The sequence below is a fragment of the uncultured Bacteroides sp. genome, assembly GCF_947632445.1.
Taxonomy (GTDB): Bacteria; Bacteroidota; Bacteroidia; order Bacteroidales; family Bacteroidaceae; genus Bacteroides.
Window position 1 is genome coordinate 27475 of record NZ_CANRPM010000020.1, and the last position, 16381, is coordinate 43855.

General features: G+C 49.2%; 13 protein-coding genes and 1 pseudogene. 8 read left to right on the forward strand and 6 right to left on the reverse strand.

Features of this window, described 5'->3' with window-relative positions:
• Nucleotides 1-11 precede the first annotated feature (11 nt).
• Nucleotides 12-926: a WYL domain-containing protein gene (locus tag Q0Z70_RS05995; RefSeq protein ID WP_298073207.1), complete on the forward strand. Its 915-nt coding sequence runs from the start codon at nucleotides 12-14 to the stop codon at nucleotides 924-926.
• A 724-nt stretch (nucleotides 927-1650) separates the two neighbouring features.
• Here Q0Z70_RS05995 and Q0Z70_RS06000 read toward each other — a convergent pair.
• The 4 genes from Q0Z70_RS06000 to xerD form a co-directional block, all read right to left on the reverse strand.
• Nucleotides 1651-3189 carry a YifB family Mg chelatase-like AAA ATPase gene (locus Q0Z70_RS06000; protein ID WP_298073208.1) on the reverse strand — a complete coding sequence of 513 codons (1539 nt, stop codon included), beginning with the start codon at nucleotides 3187-3189 and terminating at the stop codon, nucleotides 1651-1653.
• A complete protein-coding gene (locus Q0Z70_RS06005; RefSeq protein ID WP_298073209.1) occupies nucleotides 3150-4238 on the reverse strand; it encodes a thioredoxin-like domain-containing protein in 1089 nt (362 codons plus the stop codon). Before Q0Z70_RS06005 ends, Q0Z70_RS06000 begins: the two co-directional genes overlap by 40 nt.
• A 110-nt stretch (nucleotides 4239-4348) precedes the next feature.
• A complete protein-coding gene (locus tag Q0Z70_RS06010) occupies nucleotides 4349-6040 on the reverse strand; it encodes a tetratricopeptide repeat protein (RefSeq protein WP_298073210.1) in 1692 nt (563 codons plus the stop codon).
• Between the two features lie 148 nt (nucleotides 6041-6188).
• Nucleotides 6189-7139, reverse strand: coding sequence for a site-specific tyrosine recombinase XerD (gene xerD, locus Q0Z70_RS06015; protein WP_298073211.1), 951 nt, complete (start codon nucleotides 7137-7139; stop codon nucleotides 6189-6191).
• Between the two features lie 151 nt (nucleotides 7140-7290).
• On the opposite strand from xerD, the gene aroQ reads away from it, so the two are divergent.
• From aroQ to Q0Z70_RS06040, 5 genes are read left to right on the forward strand one after another with little or no spacing between them, the layout of a single operon-like run.
• Complete coding sequence (gene aroQ / locus Q0Z70_RS06020; RefSeq protein ID WP_298073212.1) at nucleotides 7291-7728, forward strand: type II 3-dehydroquinate dehydratase; 438 nt, start codon at nucleotides 7291-7293, stop codon at nucleotides 7726-7728.
• A 15-nt stretch (nucleotides 7729-7743) separates the two neighbouring features.
• Nucleotides 7744-9204 carry a pyruvate kinase gene (pyk, locus tag Q0Z70_RS06025; protein WP_298073213.1) on the forward strand — a complete coding sequence of 487 codons (1461 nt, stop codon included), beginning with the start codon at nucleotides 7744-7746 and terminating at the stop codon, nucleotides 9202-9204.
• 12 nt (nucleotides 9205-9216) lie between these two features.
• Complete coding sequence (locus Q0Z70_RS06030; protein ID WP_298073214.1) at nucleotides 9217-9873, forward strand: class I SAM-dependent methyltransferase; 657 nt, start codon at nucleotides 9217-9219, stop codon at nucleotides 9871-9873.
• Between the two features lie 13 nt (nucleotides 9874-9886).
• Nucleotides 9887-10219: a 30S ribosome-binding factor RbfA gene (gene rbfA / locus Q0Z70_RS06035; RefSeq protein ID WP_298073215.1), complete on the forward strand. Its 333-nt coding sequence runs from the start codon at nucleotides 9887-9889 to the stop codon at nucleotides 10217-10219.
• A gap of 9 nt (nucleotides 10220-10228) precedes the next feature.
• Nucleotides 10229-11458 carry an FtsX-like permease family protein gene (locus Q0Z70_RS06040; RefSeq protein WP_298073216.1) on the forward strand — a complete coding sequence of 410 codons (1230 nt, stop codon included), beginning with the start codon at nucleotides 10229-10231 and terminating at the stop codon, nucleotides 11456-11458.
• A 57-nt stretch (nucleotides 11459-11515) separates the two neighbouring features.
• Here Q0Z70_RS06040 and Q0Z70_RS06045 read toward each other — a convergent pair.
• A pseudogene (locus Q0Z70_RS06045) lies at nucleotides 11516-11620 on the reverse strand (IS982 family transposase); the annotation flags it as partial.
• Between the two features lie 639 nt (nucleotides 11621-12259).
• Complete coding sequence (locus Q0Z70_RS06050) at nucleotides 12260-14791, reverse strand: YfhO family protein (RefSeq protein WP_298073220.1); 2532 nt, start codon at nucleotides 14789-14791, stop codon at nucleotides 12260-12262.
• A 123-nt stretch (nucleotides 14792-14914) separates the two neighbouring features.
• Between Q0Z70_RS06050 and Q0Z70_RS06055 the strand changes: the two genes are divergently transcribed.
• Nucleotides 14915-15625: a 5'-methylthioadenosine/adenosylhomocysteine nucleosidase gene (locus Q0Z70_RS06055; RefSeq protein WP_298073217.1), complete on the forward strand. Its 711-nt coding sequence runs from the start codon at nucleotides 14915-14917 to the stop codon at nucleotides 15623-15625.
• A 30-nt stretch (nucleotides 15626-15655) separates the two neighbouring features.
• On the forward strand, nucleotides 15656-16144 hold the full coding sequence (locus Q0Z70_RS06060) for an S-ribosylhomocysteine lyase (RefSeq protein ID WP_298073218.1): 489 nt from the start codon (nucleotides 15656-15658) through the stop codon (nucleotides 16142-16144).
• The last annotated feature ends 237 nt before the right edge of the window (nucleotides 16145-16381 follow it).

The window sequence follows — 16381 nt, forward strand, 5'->3', positions numbered from 1 at the left end:
GGAACAGAGTTATGGCTAAAGACATGTTGAAAAAGCACCTCTGGATATTGAACAAACTCTACATAACCGGAGGTATTTCTTACAAGGATTTGGTAAAGGAATGGGAGCATAGCGTACTGAATGATGAAGGCACCACTATTCCCAAGCGGACATTCGATGATTATCGGAATGCGATAGAAGAGACATTCGATATCAACATCCTGTGCGATGCCTCGGACGGATATAAATACAAGTTGTGCGATGCAGAAAGTTTGCGGAAAGACAAGGTGAAGAGCTGGCTGCTCAGTTCGTTTTCCGTGAACAACAGTATTTTGGAAAGTCGTAAGTTGAAGAGAAGGATTTTGTTTGAACGGATCCCATCAGGCAATGAATCGTTGATGCGTATCATCAATGCCATGCAGGAGAGCAGAACCCTTCGACTGACTTATCAAGGCTTTAACCACAGCCTCCCGATTACATTCTTGGCGGAGCCTTATTGTGTCAAGGTTTTTAAACAGCGATGGTACATGGTGGCTCACAGTCCGGAAAAGGACAACATCTATATCTACGCCCTCGATCGCATTCTGCAAATGGAAAAGACGGATGTGGTATTTGCCTTTCCCGACAGCTTTGATGCGGAAGCTTATTTTGGTAATAGCTATGGCATCATGGTGACACCCGACGAGCTGGATGTGGAAACCATACGCATCAAGGTGACAGACCGGAACAACAAGCGCAAATACCTACGCCTGTTGCCATTGCATGCTTCGCAGGAAGAAACGGAGAGGCTGCCGGACTATTCCGTCTTTACTTACCGGTTGTATCCTACGTATGATTTCTTTCAAGAAGTGCTTTCTCACGGTGCAGAGATAGAAGTGCTTTCTCCAGAGTGGGTGCGCCAAGAATGTAGAGAGATCATTGAGGAAATGCTGAAAAACTATTCGTAATCTCCCGATTTGGGTTCAAAGCAACAACAGGCTGCGATAGCTGACAATGAATCGGCAATGAATGTCTATTTCCTTCCGCTGTCACGCAGCACTTCCTGAAGTCCCGACGCAGTGCTTCGTGAGGGTGTCATGCAGTGCTTTCTGGGGAGGTGACGAAGCACTTCGTCAGAGGGTCAGCAAGCACGACGTCAGGACGGAATGAATTGCCCGTGAAAAGAGACGGAAGAAAAACGGGGTTTTGGCACGAATAAAACAGTCCTGTCACACCAATTTATTGATATACAGTCGGTTGTTGCGACACGTAACAGGGCTGTGCAAACTTTTTTGGAATAAAATAAAAAATAGGCTGCCTTTAAAGGAAAGGTATTTTTTATTTTTTCACGGAAATGTTTACCAAAGGTACTAAGGTGTCGCACTAATTTATTGATAATCTGCTACTTGGTGTGACAGGACTATTTTGAGCCCCTCCCGGATTATTTTCAAAGTGATTTGGGAGCTTTCATAGATAAGATAGCTGATAAAAAGGGAGGATGTTTGTTGTCCTCCCTTTTTTATGGTCATCCGATATTTATTCTCAATAAATCTCTATAACTTCAGACTCCGAAAACATAGTGACAATCGTTTTAATGTGATACCTTGACACTATAAATTTAATGTTTTTATAGCTATATCCCTATTAATCAGATGAATATATTCATTCTTATATCGAACTCACATTAGTTACTTATCCTGCCCAGTCCTCGCGATCCAAGTTACGGTAACCGATGGCTTCGGCTAAGTGGGCGGACTGGATGGACTCGCTACCTTCCAAGTCGGCAATGGTGCGGGCTACTTTCAGGATGCGGTCATAGGCACGGGCCGAAAGATTGAGGCGTGTCATGGCGCCCTTCAGCAAGGCAAGGCCACGCTCGTCGGGGCGTGCGTAGAGGGATAATAGCTTGCTGTTCATCTGTGCGTTACAGTAGACACCGGACACTTGTTCATAGCGATGCTGTTGTAATTGGCGGGCTCGTACCACGCGTTCGCGGATAACGGCACTCGGTTCGCTGGGACGGACGTCGGACATTTTTTCGAAGGGGACGGGTGTCACCTCAATTTGCAGGTCAATGCGGTCGAGCAGAGGGCCGGAGATGCGGTTCAGGTACTTTTGTACTTGGCCGGGGCTGCATACGCAGGGCTTCGTAGGGTGGTTGTAATAGCCGCACGGGCAGGGGTTCATGCTGGCCACAAGCATGAAGCTGGCGGGATATTCTACGTTGCCCGCCACACGTGAGATGCTGATCTTACGGTCTTCTAACGGCTGACGGAGCACTTCGAGTACATTGCGGCTGAATTCGGGCAACTCGTCCAGGAAGAGGACGCCGTTGTGGGCCAGACTGATTTCGCCCGGTTGGGGAAAGCTGCCGCCGCCGGTCATGGCGACGTTGGAGATGGTGTGGTGTGGGTCGCGAAAGGGACGGGTGGAGATGAGTCCGCCGTCCTTGCCGAGTTTGCCGGCTACAGAGTGTATCTTGGTCGTCTCGAGGCTTTCGCCTAAAGATAGGGGCGGCAGGATAGAGGGCAGACGTTTGGCCAGCATAGACTTGCCACTGCCGGGCGAGCCGATGAGCAGCACGTTATGGCCTCCGGCTGCCGCTACTTCGAGAGCGCGTTTCACGTTTTCCTGTCCCTTGACGTCGGCGAAGTCGAGGTCGAACGTATTCTGTTTGGCATAAAACTCCTCTCGGGTGTTGACTACGGTAGGTGTCAGCTCCTGATTGCCGTTGAAGAATTCGACTACATTCTGGATGTTTTCCACGCCGTAGACAGTCAGATTGTTCACGACGGCTGCTTCACGGGCATTTTGCTGGGGCAGTATCATGCCTTCGAAGCCCAGCTCGCGAGCTTTGATGGCGATGGGCAGGGCGCCCTTGATAGGTTGCAGGCTGCCGTCAAGGCTCAGTTCGCCCATCAGTAAGTAGCGGTCCAATTTATCGGAGTGGATGGTTTTGTTAGCGGCCAGTATGCCTATGGCCAGCGGCAGGTCGTAGGCCGAACCTTCTTTGCGAATGTCGGCGGGGGCCATATTGATGACGATGTTGCTCGTAGGCATCTTGTAGCCGTTCACCTGCAGGGCGGAGATAATGCGCTGATGGCTTTCTTTGACAGCCGAGTCGGGCAATCCTACGAGGTAGAACATGCAACCGCGTGTACTATTGACTTCGATGGTGATGAGTGTGGCGTCTATTCCTTGGACAGTCGCTGCGAAAACTTTAACAAGCACGGGATTATTTTTTTAGTTTGTTTTTTCTCTTTGGTGATTTCTTTCAATTTCTCTTCCAGCTGCTTTGGACTCAGATCTCGTCCTTCGATTTTGCCTGTCGGAGTGAGCAGAATATTAGTGGGTAACGCCCGAATGTCGAACTGTTCGATAATATCGCTGTTCCAGCCCTTGCAATCACAGGCCTGTTTCCATATCAGTGTGTCGTTCTCAATGGCTTCTTTCCACAAAGCTTTATCTGTATCGAGCGAAATACCAAGTATCTCAAAATCCTTACGGTTTTTCTTGCCCTTATAGATTTTGCGTAGCATCCGATTGCTTTCTTGGGACTTTTCGTCCCATGATGCCCAGAAATGTAGCAACAAGTATTTGTCGTTGAAATCCGTTCGTTTAAGTTCTTTGCCTTCACTATCGGGAAGTTGGAAATAGGGAGCTATCTTTCCTAACTTTGCCTTTTCCGATGTTTCTATTTGTTTCAGAAGGTTTTCCACATAGAGGTATTCCTTAAGTTCGCCGGTCATTCCTTCTATCAGCTTCTTGATTTCCGGTAAGTCGGGTAATGGATTTTGTACCAGGTATTTGTCTAATGCATATAGCGATGCCGGTGAGGTCAGATTGTTTTGGATGAAGATTTTGGCTGAATCTTCGAGTGCTTGAGCTGTGAGGGTAGTGTCTCGTTCTATCTTTTGGCGGAAGAGTGACAACTTTTCGTTTGCAGTGTTTCCTTTGATGTCGAGCGAGTCCAGACAAGTGGCCGATCCGTTGATTTCAATGTTGTCTCCTTTGTCCATGTAAATGGGTATTTCTGTCCCATCAGAGAACTGGAGCCAAGCTGAAATCAATGTATCTATTTCCAGCGTGGTCGAGAATTTGTCATCTTTGACGGTCAGTGTGTCTAAGCGGTTATACAATCTGTCTGTACCATATACATATAGAGTGTCATTCCCCAGACCCTTGATGACTCCACTGATGCTGACAAAGTTCTTTTCGTGGTTGCTGCAAGCGGTTAGCAACCATGCTGCCAGAAATAGTAGTGGATATCGTTTCTTCATTGCTTGTCTTGTCTATAACTTCGGCTGCGAATGTAATTCTTTTTGGCGTGAATTAAAAAAAATGTCCGACATATTTCTATGCCGGACATTTTTTATGTATGGATGCTTTATTATTTTGCGATGCTCATAAAGTCTGCATTTGTATAATACTTGGCAAATTCCAAGTCGGTAGCAGCTTTCTTGCCCAGTGTGGCGTCCTTAGCTACAGCTGCCTTCAGGCTGCTGATAACCATTGAATCGTTGTTGGTTCTTGCACCCAATACAGCGCTCAGATAGCTTGTGTAAGCGTCGGGTTTTGCAATATCAGCCAACGTAGTCTTAGCCTTATTGTAGTCCTTAGCCAGAATCTGAGCCAAAGCAGCACTGTTTGTCTTGGTATCACCGAATGCGTTGACAGCCTTTTCATATTGGCCTTGTGCTACGTACAGGTTACCCAGTGCTTCGTTCAGTTCAGGAGCTCCAGATGCTTTAGCTAAGTAAGTTTCGGCAGTAGCTTTATCGCCCTTAACCAATGCGATAAGACCCATGTTCATGTTGGATTCGGCAGAGTTTTTGATAGACAGAGACTTCTTCAGGTAACTTTCAGCCTTGTCCAAATTGCCAGCTTCATAAGCCAATTCGCCAAGGTTATTATATGCACGGTAGTCTTCAGGATAGATCTGAGTAGCCTTGGTATAGATGTCTTCTTGCTTAGCGGCATCGTCAGTCAGTGTAGCAGCGTACAGCAATTCTTCGATGTTGAGTTGCTTAGCGTCTGTAGCAGCCAGATTAGCGATTTCTTCGTCAGACTTACCGATGATTTCGTAGTTCAGAGTCAGGCGAGAACGACGCAGTTGCGGCAGAATTTCGTCAGCCAGTGTTTTATAAACAGAAGAGATGTTCTTGATTTCTTGCTCTCTTTGCTCAGGATCAGAGTACATAGACAGTACGCGGAGAATAAGTTCCTTGTCCTGAATGTTTGACTTGCTAACCAATTCCTGGAAGCCTTCCCAGTCTTCAGCAGTATATTTGGTATCAACGTTAACTTCCAGTTTGTCTTTCTTCAGGTTTTTGTTGATAACCTTAGCTGTGTTGTCCTGACGGTTTTCAGCCAATGTCGTGTTCAGGTCAAGACCACCATCGGGAGAAGCGTATGCAGAAACTTCGATGTTCGAAATCTTCTTGTTCTCGGTATCGTTGATGTTCTTCACCTCTTCGTTGAAGGCTTTGGCTGTCTTCAATTCGCTGGAACGAACATTAGCCTGTTGAATCAAGAACATGATGTTAGCGTCATACTTTTCTTTGATGATGCGCTGGAATGCGTCTTCACCTGTAGCAGTGTTAGCGCTTCCTGCGGTTTGCTTAACCAGTTCGGAGGTTGAAATTACACCGTCAGCAATCTTTACGGCAGGGATTTCAACCGTCTTTTTGCCAATAGTGGCTTTAAATTCCAGATACAGTTCAGACTTCGCCATTTCGGGTACATAGTCGAAAGAAGTCTTCATGGTATAGCTGCCACCCATCTTGTAAGAGATTGTCTGGTCGTTGCCTTCTACCTTTTCACCTTGGAATACGGTAGGCTGGCCTTTGGCTTCGCCACCGTCCCACTTCAGAACAGGAGTTACTTCTACTACAGCCTTCTTGTTGAAGTACTTTTCAGGGAATTTACCGTTGATTGTAGCGGGAACCTTACCACCTACGGCTTCCAATACCTGCGGAGTCACCGTGAAATAGTCAGATGACAGCTCGCCCATCTTCTTGCTGCATGATGACAATGCAACAACTAACGCCATTAATAATGGCAAATACAGTTTCTTAGTCATTTTAGGTATAAATTAATAGTTTGTAATTGATTTGCCTATTCTTTATATGTTCATATATTTACGTACTCTGCTCAACACAGGATACAACGTCGCAAAGTTATTAAATCTTTCTACATTTTGTTAATCGGAAAGGGATATTTATTATAATTTAATGAATTTCTTGTTCTTTACGGTACTTGATATTGCGTGGATGGTGTTCTATAATCTCACTGCGAAGCATGTGGCGGTCGATGTGAGTATAGATTTCTGTGGTAGCAATGCTTTCATGTCCCAACATACATTGGATGGCTCGCAGGTTGGCGCCGCCTTCCAGCAGATGGGTCGCAAATGAATGCCGAAACGTATGTGGACTGATGTTTTTGGTAATGCCGGCTGTTTCTGCAAGTTCCTTGATGAGATGGAAAATCATGATACGTGATATTCCGTTGCCCCATCGGGCCAGGAACACATAGTCTTCAAATCCGGGTTTGATCCTCCAATGGTTGCGGTCGTTCAGCCAGTACCGGATTTCTTTGATAGCTCGGGGAGAGATGGGGACAAGCCTTTGTTTGTTTCCTTTGCCGGTCACTTTGATGAAGCCTTCTTCGAAATAAAGATCGGACAACTTCAGAGCGCAAAGTTCAGATACACGCAGCCCACAGCTGTACAGTGTCTCAAGGATGGCTCGATTGCGTTGTCCTTCGGGTTTGCTCAGATCCACGGTGGAGATGATCGTGTCGATTTCTGCTACGGTGAGTACTTCAGGCAACTTAAACCCGATTTTGGGGCCTTCAAGCAGTTCGCTTGGATCACCTTCGAGATAATCTGCCATTACGAGAAAATGAAAGAACGACTTGATCCCGGACAGTATTCGAGCCTGTGAGCGCGGATGTATGCCGATGTCGTGCAGGCCGGCACTGAAACGTTGCAGGTCGTTGAGGGTGACGTCTAAGATAGCTATCCCTTCGCCCTCAAGGAAATGTAACAGCTTGTCCAAGTCGGCCAGATAGGCATCGAGTGTATTGGGGGAAAGGGCTTTTCCCAATTTCAGGTATTGCTGGTATTTCCTGACAATCAGTGCTTGTTTCCCCTTATTCCTCAATTTTTCTTCTGTTTTCATTTCTTTTTTCTACCTTTGCATCTTAAATAAATGTCCTTTGGCCGGCAAAGATAGTGAAAGGCGAGCACAATGGCAAAACAAAAGTTTGCTTTAGGAAGGACATTGTCGAGTTGCATCTATTGTTCGAAATTAAAGATAAATAAACTACATTATGTGGATACAAATAATAAATGGTCCCAATATAAATCTGTTGGGTAAACGTGAACCTTCCATTTATGGGAGCGTTTCTTTTGAAGACTATTTGGCTGAATTGCGTGCGAAGTATCCCGAAGTGCGGATTGATTACTATCAGTCTAATATTGAGGGGGAGTTGATTGACAAGATACAGCAGGTGGGGTTCGAAGCCGACGGTATCATTCTGAATGCAGGAGCTTATACACATACTTCTATTGCGTTGCAGGATGCTATTCGTGCTGTGAAGTCACCGGTTGTGGAGGTTCATATATCCAATGTGCATGCTCGTGAGCCATTCCGCCATGTTTCAATGATTACATGTGCTTGTCTGGGAGTTATCTGTGGGTTCGGTTTGAACTCCTATCGGTTGGCGTTGGAAGCTTTGTCGGATGTCGTTAGACAAAAAGGTATATAAATATAATAAGGTATTATGTTATTAAAACAAACGAAGATTGTTGCAACGATTTCTGACCAGCATTGTGAGGTTGACTTTATCAGAGAACTGTTTGAGGCGGGCATGAACGTGGTTCGTATGAATACCGCCCATGCCGGACGCGAAAGTTTGGAGAAATTGATAGCCAACGTACGTACGGTCTCCAACCGGATCGCTATATTGATGGATACAAAAGGCCCCGAGGTGCGTACTACACCTTTAGCGAGCGACCCCATCCCGTTCAAGGTAGGCGACAAAGTGAAGGTGGCAGGCAATCCCGAACAGCCGACTACACGCGAATGCATCTCCGTCTCTTATTCCCGTTTTGTGAACGACGTGAATGTCGGTGGACATATTCTGATTGATGACGGCGATTTGGAATTGATTGTGGCCGAGAAGGATGACAACTATCTCTACTGCGAAGTGCAGAATGAGGCTACAGTGGGCAACCGTAAGAGTGTGAACGTGCCGGGTGTACGCATCAATCTGCCGTCGTTGACCGAGAAAGACCGTAATAACATTTTGTATGCTATTGAGAAGAACATTGATTTCATTGCCCATTCTTTTGTGCGCAACAAGCAGGATATCCTTGCCATTAAAGCCATATTGGACGAACATCATAGCGACATCCGCATCATTGCCAAGATAGAGAATGAGGAGGGTGTGGACAACATCGACGAAATTCTGGAAGTGGCCGACGGTATCATGGTGGCCCGTGGTGATCTGGGTATTGAGGTGGCGCAGGAACGCATTCCCGGTATTCAGCGTCTGCTCATCCGCAAGTGCATCTTGGCCAAGAAACCGGTAATTGTGGCTACGCAGATGTTGCACACCATGATCAACAATCCCCGTCCTACTCGTGCCGAGGTAACCGACATCGCCAACGCTATCTACTACCGTACCGATGCCCTGATGCTCAGTGGCGAAACGGCCTACGGCAAATATCCGGTAGAGGCCGTAAAGACCATGACCAAGATAGCCGCACAGGCCGAGAAGGACAAGTTGGCCGAGAACGACATCCGCATTCCGTTGGACGAGAACAGCAACGACGTGACGGCTTTCTTAGCCAAACAGGCTGTAAAGGCCACTACAAAACTGAAAATACGTGCTATCATTACCGACAGCTACAGCGGTCGCACGGCACGCAATCTGGCTGCCTTTCGCGGCAAGTATCCCGTACTGGCCATTTGCTACAAGGAGAAAACCATGCGCCACCTGGCTCTCTCCTACGGTGTGGAAGCCATCTACATGCCCGAGCTGGCCAACGGACAGGAGTATTACTTTGCCGCTCTGCGCCGTCTGCTGAAAGACGGTAAGCTGCAACCTACCGATATGGTGGGCTATTTGAGTAGCGGCAAGGAAGGTACACAGACCTCGTTTCTTGAAATCAACGTGGTGGAAGATGCCTTGAAGCATGCCGAAGATAGCGTGTTGCCTAACAGCAACCGATACTTATAAATTAATTGAAAATTGGATTTGGACGAATACATATTGCAGCACATCGACCCGGAAAGTGACTATCTTCAGGCCCTTTATCGTGACACGAACCTCAAACTTCTGTATCCACGCATGGTCTCAGGCCACCTGCAAGGACGAATGTTGAAGATGTTCGTGCGGATGATACAACCGCATCAGATGCTTGAGATAGGGACTTACAGCGGCTATTCAGCCCTCTGTATGGCTGAAGGATTACCCGAAGGAGCCATGCTGCATACCTTCGAGATCAACGACGAGCAGGAAGACTTCACCCGTCCCTGGCTCGAAGGTTCTCCGTATGCCGACAAAATCCGCTTTTATATCGGCGATGCGTTGGAACGGGTACCGCAGCTGGGGCTGACGTTCGACCTTGTCTTTATAGATGCAGACAAGCGCAAGTATTTGGACTACTACGAGATGGCGCTTGCTTGCCTGGCCGACGGTGGATACATCATTGCCGACAATACGCTGTGGGATGGTCACGTGCTGGAGGAACATCCCCATGGTTCGGACTTGCAGACCATCCGCATCAAGGAGTTCAACGATTTCGTGGCTCGTGACCGTCGGGTGGAAAAGGTCATCCTTCCCCTGCGAGACGGATTGACCCTTATTCGGAAGATCCCGAGAGTTGAATTAACCATTAATCATTAACTACGCTTTATATATGGAAACAACCCGTCAGAACAAGATAGCCCGTCTGCTCCAAAAGGAATTGGGCGACATTTTCCTATTGCAGACCAAGAGCATGCACGGCGTGCTGGTTTCGGTCAGTGCCGTGCGCATCAGTCCCGATATGAGCATTGCCCGTGTCTACCTCAGTATCTTTCCTTCAGAGAAAGGCGAGGAACTCATCAAGAATGTCAACGCCAACATGAAGTCCATCCGTTATGAACTGGGTACCCGTGTACGCTTCCAGCTTCGTATCATTCCCGAGCTGAAGTTCTTTCTGGACGATTCGCTGGACTATCTGGAACGCATTGATGAATTGCTTAAATAAGGCTGTGCCTTGAATCTATCCTTCTACATAGCCCGCCGTTACCTGTTCTCTAAGAAGAAGCACAATGCGGTCAACATCATTTCCGGCATTTCGGTGTGCGGGGTGGCGCTGGCCACACTGGCTATGGTATGTACCCTGTCGGTGTTCAACGGTTTCCAGGACATGGTGGCCGGTTTCTTTACAGCCTTCGATCCTCAGTTGAAGATTACTGTTTGCGAGGGGAAGGTGTTCATGCCCGACGAGCCTGTCTTTCGGCAAGTTCGTGATCTGCCTGAAATAGAAGTTTGGACTGAGACGCTCGAGGAGAATGCCATGGTGCAGTACAAGGACCGTCAGGTGATGGCTGTCATTAAGGGGGTAGAAGACAATTTCAAACAACTGACCTCCATTGACAGCCTGCTCTACGGCACGGGGCAGTTCATTCTGAAAGATAATATCGTGGACTACGGTTTCTTGGGCATCGAGTTGATGTCACGGCTGGGCACGGGCATCCAGTTTGTCGATCCTTTGCAAGTCTATGCCCCGCGTCGCAACGTGCGGGTCAATTTAGCCAATCCTTCGGCTGCCTTCAACCGTGAATACCTGTTCTCTCCAGGGGCTGTATTTGTGGTCAATCAGGAGAAATACGACTCCAACTATATTGTTACCTCGTTGGACTTTGCCCGCCGCCTCTTCGGTTACGGGCGCGAGGTTTCTGCTATCGAGTTGAAGCTGAAGCCTGATGCTGATACGGAAGCTGTTCGGAGGCAGATTGTTTCTCTGCTGGGTGAACAGTTTGTCGTGCAGAACCGCTACGAACAGCAGGCCGATGTCTTCCGTATCATGGAAATAGAGAAATTCATTTCCTATCTTTTCCTTACGTTCATTTTGGCTGTTTCGTGTTTCAATGTGATTGGTTCCCTCTCCATGCTTATTTTGGATAAACGGGAGGATGTACTGACGTTGCGCAATCTTGGAGCCGACGATCCGCTCATCGTCCGTATCTTTTTGTTTGAAGGCCGGTTGATTTCCCTTTTCGGAGCGGTTACCGGTATTATTGCCGGGTTGCTGTTGTGCTGGGGCCAACGTACCTTCGGATTTATCTCCTTAGGCGGAGGCAACGGCGACTTTGTCGTTGCCGCTTATCCTGTCAGTGTTCATGTGTCGGACGTCGTGCTTGTGTTTGCGACGGTGCTTGTCGTGAGTTCCCTTTCTGTATGGTATCCGGTGCGTTATTTAAGCAAACGGTTACTGGGATAACTTGATGTTATCGGTAAAATTGGTTTTCTTTATTCTTTACGTGAGTTCGACATAAAATCAAAAGATAGCCGGTTGCCCGTCATTGATAAAGTTCACTTCAATGGCGGGTTTCTTTTCAAAGTAACAACAGGCCGCGATAGCTGACAATGAATCGGCAATGAAACGTCTATTTCCTTCCGCTGCCATGCAGCACTTCCTGAAGTCCCGACGCAGTGCTGCGTGAGGGTGTCATGCAGTGCTTTCTGGGGAGGTGACGAAGCACTTCGTCAGGGGGTCAGCAAGCATGGCGTCAGGACGGAAAAAATCTGCCCGTGAAAAAAAGAGGAAGAAAAACGGGGTTTTGGCACGAATAAAACAGTCCTGTCACACCAATTTATTGATATACAGTCGGTTGCTGCGACAGTGACAGGACTGTGCAAACTTTTTTGAAATAAAATAAAAAATAGGCTGCCTTTAAAGGAAAGGTATTTTTTATTTTTTCACGGAAATGTTTACCAAAGGTACTAAGGTGTCGCACTATTTTATTGATAATCTGATATTTAGTGTGACAGGACTATTTTGAGCCCCTCCCCGGATTATTTTCAAAGCGATTTGGGAGCTATAAAGACAAGATAGCTGATAAAAAGGGAGGATGTTTGTTGTCCTCCCTTTTTTATGGTCGTTCGATATTTATTCCCAATAAATCCCTATAACTTCAGACTCTGAAAACATAGTGACAATCGTTTAATTGTGATAACTTGCCACTATAAATTTAATGCTTTTATAGTTATATTTCTATTAATCAGATGAATATATTTATTTTTATATTGAACTCACGTATTCCTTCTGTCTCTTTTTAGCGTTGTGTTTCCATACGATTGCCATCACTCCGATGACCATCAAAGCCAAGACCGCATAGGCGATGCCTTCAGTAACGTGCAGGCTCTGTGGGTCGAAACGCATCTCTACTATGTGTTTCCCTGAGGGGATGTGAAAGGCACGTAGGATATAGTCGGCACGACCCAGCATTGCGGGCTGTCCGTCGATGGTCACCTGCCAGCCGTCGGGATAATAGATCTCGGAGAACACGGCTACGGCATCGCCGCTGTTGTCAGTCTCATACACCAGGCGGTTGGGTGCATAGCTGGTCAGGCGGATGGTGGAGAGGCTGTCTCGATGGCTTTCGGTCAGGCCTTTCAGAACCTCTTTGAAGCGGGCGTCCACTACGGCTGTCATGGCGGGGTCGATAGTGTTCAGTGCGTCGATTTCCTCGTTGGCATTGTTTACGTACTCCACTTGGCCGACAAACCAGGCGTTGCCGTAGGCGTAGGGGTTCAGAATAGGCACGGTCTGCCCCTGCTTTCCGGCGGGCAGGATGAAGTAGCGGGTGTTCAGCATGTTCAGCACCCGGAACTTCGAGGCGTCCACACTGTCCATCTCGCCGCCTGCACGGGCAATCTCGGAATAGGCTGCCTGCATCTGTGGAGCAATATGGTGCTCAATCATCTCCTGGTAACGACGTAACTTGGCGGGGTGGTAGCCGCCCACGCTCTTATGCCAATAGGACGTGTTGTTTTCGTTGAAGGTATTCGTTGCCAAATTCAGCACGCGGTAGTCTAAGGCTGTGTCCTGCAAAATCAACTCGTCGGCAGGCGTCTTATTGAAAGTGGTGGTCTGGATGCTCTTCGACACGAACTGGCTGTCGTTCAGGTAGCGCTTGTTCACGCCCCACAGGTCTATCAGACACAGCACGGCGATGCCGCCTACAGTGAACGAACGGCGCAGCTTGCCGGACGCATAGAGCCACAGCAGCATGAGGCCGATGACAACGATGAAGAAACTGCGCATGGCATCGCTACTGACCAATGCGGCACGCATCTCGCCCAGATTGGCAAGGATACTGTTCAGTTCGCCGGCAGGAATCATGCCTCCGCCCACAGCCTGTTGCAACATCTGCGCTTCTTGTGCCGGGATGAAGCCCGAACTCAGGCTGTCCGGCGACATCCACAGTAGCAGCGACACGCCTAAGGACAGGACGGAGCTGACGCCTAACGCCACCTTGTTACGCAGCACCTGGGGTTCCTCCAATATCTTCTTCAGCGCGAAGATGGCCAGCAGGGGAATGGTGAACTCGGCGATGACGAGAATGGACGATACGGCGCGGAACTTGTTGTACATTGGCACGTAGTCGATGAAGAAATCGGTCAGTGGCATGAAGTTTTTGCCCCACGACAGTACGATAGAGAACAGTGTGGCGCCGATAAGACCCCACTTCAACGGCCCTTTGACGATGAAGCAACCCAGCAGGAAGAGGAACAGCACGAAAGCGCCCACGTAGACGGGGCCTGCCGTCATGGGTTGGTCGCCGAAGTATTGCGTCAGTTGGCTGTAGAGGCTACCGTACATAGGGTTGGCTTTCTCCATGGCTGTCTCGCTCTGGCTCAAGGGAACGGAAGCACCGCCTTTGAAGTTAGGCACAAGCAGCGTCCATGTCTCGCCGATGCCGTAGCTCCACTGCGTGATGTAGTCGCGGTCCAATCCGCTACTGGTCTGCTTGGCCGCTTCGCCTGTCTGCACCAGCTCGCTTTTGCCGCGCATGGTTTCCTTGCTGTAAGTATAGGTGTGATAGAGGTTCGACAGGTTGGCCGCTACACCAATAAGGGCCGCTATCATCAATACGGCACTGGCCCGGAAGAATTGCGGAAGCGTCTTCTCACGCCATGCCTGTTCGAAATAGGCACCCGCGATGAAAAGGATGACAAACAGGAAGTAGTAGGACATCTGTACATGGTTCGACGCAATCTGCAAGGCTACGAACAGCGCGGCTGTCACTCCGCCCGCCAGCAGGTGTCCGCGATAGGCCAGCACGATGCCTGCCAGTGTGGGAGGAATGTAGGCCAGGGTGATGAACTTCCAGATGTGTCCCGCCGAGATAAGGATGAAGAAGTAGGACGAGAATGCCCATAGGATGCCCCCCAAGGCGGACAGCCACACCGACAGGCCGAAAGCCCGTAATAAAATATAAAATCCCAGCATAAGGATGAACGTCAGTTGCACGTATGGCGGCAGGAACAGTTGGTAGGCTTTCTGTACCCATTGCAACGGCCGGTTGGAGTCATATGACGGCGAAATCTGATAGGTAGGCATACCGCCGAATGCGGAGTTGGTCCAGCGGGTACGTTCGCCCGTCTGCTCATAGTATTCCCTGGCTTCCTGCCCGATGCCTACACCTGCCGCCGTATCGTGCTGGAAGAGCACACGACCTTCGATGTCAGCCGGGAAGAAGTAGGCGAGGGAAAGCAGGGCGAACAGGATAATCGCCACTAAGTCGGGAAGTATTCTTTTCAGTGTCATCATTTGGAATATGTCTTGGTTATGGGGACAAAGATAGTACATTCCTCCCATTTTCCGCGCTACCGGCGACGTATTTCGGGAAAATGTCGTACATTTGCACACGTTTTTAAGCATCAGTCCGCAATGAAGATAGGCATCATCAGCGCAATGGACAGCGAGCATCGCCAGTTGGCGAACCGTCTGTCGCAGAAGAAGGAGAGCGGCGAAGACCGTTTTCGCTACGTGGAAGGCCGCTTGGGCCGCAACGACATCGTGCTTACCCAGTGTGGCATCGGCAAGGTGAACGCGGCTGTAGGAGCCGCCGAATTCATCCGCCGCAACCGGCCGCAGTGTATTGTCAGCACCGGTGTGGCAGGAGGTATCGCCGCCTGCCTGCGCGTGGGCGACGTGGTGGCCAGCGACCGTTTGGTCTATCACGACGTATATTGCGGCAACGACGGCACCCGCTACGGCCAGGTACAAGGCATGCCTCTCTATTACGAAGCCTCGCCCGAACTGCTGCACCATGCGTTGGGCCTGAACGAAGGCGCCGGACTGGAGAGCCGCATCCACGCCGGACTTATCTGCACGGGCGACCGCTTCGTAGAGGACGCCGACGAGCTGGCCTCCATCAGACGCCATTTCCCCGAAGGAATGGCCGTCGACATGGAGTCCGCCGCCATCGCTCAGACATGCTTCATCTACGGCGTACCCTTCCTCAGCTTCCGCATTGTCAGCGATACGCCGGGGGCGCACGACGACAACTTCGCCCAGTACTGCGACTTCTGGAGCACGATGGCCGAGCGGTCGTTTCGGACGACATGGGCGTTCTTGGAAAGCCTCGGAGGAATATGAAAACAGAAATCTTGCAAAAATCATTATAATATGGACAAAATTCCCAGTTTTACCATCGACCACCTACGCCTGCTGCGCGGTATTTACGTCTCGCGCAAGGACGAAGTAAACGGTGAAATTATCACTACCTTTGACATCCGTATGAAGGAACCCAACCGCGAGCCGGCTCTCGGACAAGGTGCGCTGCACACCATAGAGCACTTGGCCGCCACCTACCTGCGCAACGAGCCGCAGTGGAAAGACCGCGTCATCTACTGGGGCCCCATGGGCTGCCTGACGGGCAATTACCTGTTGATGCGCGGCAATCTGGAGCCGCAGGACATCCTGCTACTCATGCAGGACACGTTCCACTTCATCGCCCAATATGACGGCGAAGTGCCCGGCGCCGATCCGAAGGATTGCGGTAACTGGCTGCTCCACGACCTGCCTATGGCCCGTTGGGAGGCGGACAAGTATTTGCGCGAGGTGTTGGAACACATGACCGCCGCCAACATGCGCTATCCCGAGAAGACGAAGTAATTGCTCTTCAATAGGAGGCCAACTGAAAAATCCGAAGACGGATGGTCCGGCCTTTTCCATAACTTTATGGCCGGCAGCATACACGTCAGACCTGTTTGCAGAAACGGAAAGAGGCCGAACCCGAAATGTTCTTTTGGACCCGGCCTCTTTTATTGTGAAAATGTCTAGTCCTGAAATAGCGTTACAACAAAAAGTAACATTATGGAAAAGACAGAAACAAAGTACGTTAAGCGCACA

What these genes read in the sequence shown, in the direction of transcription:
- Q0Z70_RS05995 (WP_298073207.1), top strand. Translation starts at nt 12, where the DNA reads ATGGCTAAAGACATGTTGAAAAAGCACCTCTGGATATTGAACAAACTC.
- Q0Z70_RS06005 (WP_298073209.1), bottom strand. Translation starts at nt 4,238, where the DNA reads ATGAAGAAACGATATCCACTACTATTTCTGGCAGCATGGTTGCTAACC.
- Q0Z70_RS06010 (WP_298073210.1), bottom strand. Translation starts at nt 6,040, where the DNA reads ATGACTAAGAAACTGTATTTGCCATTATTAATGGCGTTAGTTGTTGCA.
- xerD (WP_298073211.1), bottom strand. Translation starts at nt 7,139, where the DNA reads ATGAAAACAGAAGAAAAATTGAGGAATAAGGGGAAACAAGCACTGATT.
- aroQ (WP_298073212.1), top strand. Translation starts at nt 7,291, where the DNA reads ATGTGGATACAAATAATAAATGGTCCCAATATAAATCTGTTGGGTAAA.
- pyk (WP_298073213.1), top strand. Translation starts at nt 7,744, where the DNA reads ATGTTATTAAAACAAACGAAGATTGTTGCAACGATTTCTGACCAGCAT.
- rbfA (WP_298073215.1), top strand. Translation starts at nt 9,887, where the DNA reads ATGGAAACAACCCGTCAGAACAAGATAGCCCGTCTGCTCCAAAAGGAA.
- Q0Z70_RS06050 (WP_298073220.1), bottom strand. Translation starts at nt 14,791, where the DNA reads ATGACACTGAAAAGAATACTTCCCGACTTAGTGGCGATTATCCTGTTC.
- Q0Z70_RS06055 (WP_298073217.1), top strand. Translation starts at nt 14,915, where the DNA reads ATGAAGATAGGCATCATCAGCGCAATGGACAGCGAGCATCGCCAGTTG.
- Q0Z70_RS06060 (WP_298073218.1), top strand. Translation starts at nt 15,656, where the DNA reads ATGGACAAAATTCCCAGTTTTACCATCGACCACCTACGCCTGCTGCGC.